At 69.6% G+C, this 2,303-nt stretch carries 3 protein-coding genes; 1 reads left to right on the top strand and 2 read right to left on the bottom strand.

The window, feature by feature from the left end; all coding sequences use genetic code 11:
- Positions 1 to 100: 100 nt before the first annotated feature.
- Positions 101 to 646 (bottom strand): YceI family protein, encoded by a 546-nt coding sequence (locus AB0J09_RS62670; protein ID WP_360713733.1) that lies wholly within the window; start codon positions 644 to 646, stop codon positions 101 to 103.
- 96 nt (positions 647 to 742) lie between these two features.
- On the opposite strand from AB0J09_RS62670, the gene AB0J09_RS62665 reads away from it, so the two are divergent.
- Positions 743 to 1,216 carry a MarR family transcriptional regulator gene (locus AB0J09_RS62665; RefSeq protein WP_360713731.1) on the top strand — a complete coding sequence of 158 codons (474 nt, stop codon included), beginning with the start codon at positions 743 to 745 and terminating at the stop codon, positions 1,214 to 1,216.
- A 228-nt stretch (positions 1,217 to 1,444) separates the two neighbouring features.
- Here AB0J09_RS62665 and AB0J09_RS62660 read toward each other — a convergent pair.
- Positions 1,445 to 2,303: LysR family transcriptional regulator (locus AB0J09_RS62660; protein ID WP_360713729.1), on the bottom strand; the 859-nt coding region annotated here is incomplete at its 5' end.

Raw genomic sequence — 2,303 nt, 5'->3', positions numbered from 1 at the left:
TCGGTGAGGTCTCCACGCGCCATGTCGATGGCCTACCAGGATTGCCGACCGTGCCGCAGGCGATCCCCGTGATTTCAACTCCGTACAGGCTCTAGATGGGTCAGGCGGTCTTGACGGCGGACAGGTCGAACTCGAGCGTGATCTTGTCGGAGATCATCACTCCGCCGGTCTCGAGCACGGCGTTGTAGGTGATGCCGAAGTCCTTGCGGTTGATCACCGTGCTGCCCTCGAAGCCGACCCGGGTCAGACCCTGGGCGTCGACGGCCGTGCCGGTGTAGTCGAGGGGGACGGTGAGCTGCCGGGTCACCCCGCGGATCGTCAGGTCGCCGGTGACCTCGAAGCTGTCGCCGCCCGTGTGCTTGACGGAGGTGGAGTCGAAGGTGATGTGCGGGTGGGCGGCGGCGTCGAGGAAATCGCCGGTGCGCAGGTGGTCGTCGCGGAGCTGGTTGCCGGTCTGGATGCCGATCACGTCGAGGACCACGTGGGCGGTGGAGGCGGCGGGATTGCCGGCGTCCAGGTGGGCGGTGGCTTCTTGGACGGGGATGCTGCCGCGCACCTTGGTCACCATCGCGTGCCGGGCGACGAAGCCGAACCGGCTGTGCGCGGGGTCGATGGTGTAGGCGCCGGTGAGCTCGCTCGGATACATGGTCGTGCTCCCATTCCATTTAGTTCAGCGCTGGAAAATTCGGCACGACAGTACCTAGGTTTATTTCAGTGCGCAACTTTCCAGTACGATCGCTTCATGACGCGATGGCTCACCGACGACGAACAGCACGCCTGGCGCACCTTCGGGCTGGCCACCCGCCTGCTGACCGACCGCCTGGAACGCGACCTGCTGGCCGCGGCCGACATGCCGCCCACCTACTACGAACTGCTCGTCCTGCTGTCGGAGGCCCCCCAGCGCACCATGCGCATGAGCGAGCTCGCCCACTGGACCAACTCCAAGCCCAGCCGCATCTCACACGCGGTCAACAAGCTCGAACAGAAGGGCTGGGTGCGCCGGGAGCACTACGCCGACGACCGGCGCGGCTGGCTGGCCGTGCTCACCGACGACGGACTCGCCGCGCTCCGCGCCGCCGCCCCGCAGCACGTCGCCAGCGTCCGCGAGCACCTGATCGACCTGCTCACCCCGGAACAACTGCGGCAACTATCGGACATCAGCAAGGTCCTGCTCGACCACCTGACCGAGCGGGACCGTACAGCTGAGCGGACGTGACGATCCCAGGGATGAGGCTCTAGCCGGGCCGCATCACAGAGCCTGGTGCGACGAAACCCCTGCTCAGAAGCGGCATGGCGGCTAATCGCGGGTTTCTCAACGGCACCCCACGTTGCCAAGATCGGCCAGGTGCAGACAAGCACGCGAAGGCGGGCGAGCGGGGCCAGGAGGCGCACACAGGCGCCGGCCCGAGGGGGCAGAGTGCACAGGCACAGGCACGGGGCGGGGTTATCGGGTGGCGGGGCGGAAGCCGGGGCCGAGGTCGGTGGTTCCCGAGCACACGTGGTCTCTGAAGGCTCGCACAGCCGGCGTCAGTCGCGCCCCCTTGGACCAGCTCACCCCGATCGTCCTGAACACCGGCGGAGACAGCGGGATCTCCACCACACCCGAAGTGGACTGGGAGCGGGCCGCCCCCGGGGTGGAGCGGGGCAGGATCGCCACGCCGAGCCCCGCCGCCACCAGCCCCCGTACGGTCTCCGACTCCTGCCCCTCGAACGCGATCCTCGGCTCGAACCCCGCCGCCACGCACAAGTCATCGGTGATCTGGCGCAGCCCGTACCCGTGCTCCAACGTCACCAGTTCCTCCCCCGCCAGCTCGGCCGGCCGCACCCGCGCCCGGTTCGCGAAGCGGTGGGACGGCGGGACGGACAGCACCAGCTCCTGGTCGGCGAGCGGGGTGCCGGCCAGGTCGGGGTCGTCCAGGGGCATCGGGGCGACGAACACCAGGTCGATCGCGCCCTCACGGAGCGCTCCCAGCATGTCCTGGCGCGAGCCCTGGACGAGGCTGTAGCGAATGCCGGGGTGGCGTTCGCGGAAGCCGACGATGAGGGCCGGCACGAGCTCGCGGCCCAGGAGATGGAGGAAGCCCAGGACGACGCGGCCGGTGGTCGGGTCGATCTCCTCGCGGACCTCACGGGCGGCGGTGGCCATCGTGGTGAGGGCATGGGTGGAGGCGGCGGCCAGGGTACGGCCCGCCCGGGTGAGGCGGATGCCGCGGCCGGAGGGGACGACGAGCGGGGCGCCGATCAGGTCAGCCAGGGCGGCGAGGCGGCGGCTGGCCGTGGGCTGGGGGATGCCGAGGAGTTCG

This window comes from Nonomuraea sp. NPDC049784 (assembly GCF_040659615.1).
Classification (GTDB): Bacteria; Actinomycetota; Actinomycetes; order Streptosporangiales; family Streptosporangiaceae; genus Nonomuraea.
This window is presented reverse-complemented; position numbering and strand designations above follow the sequence as displayed.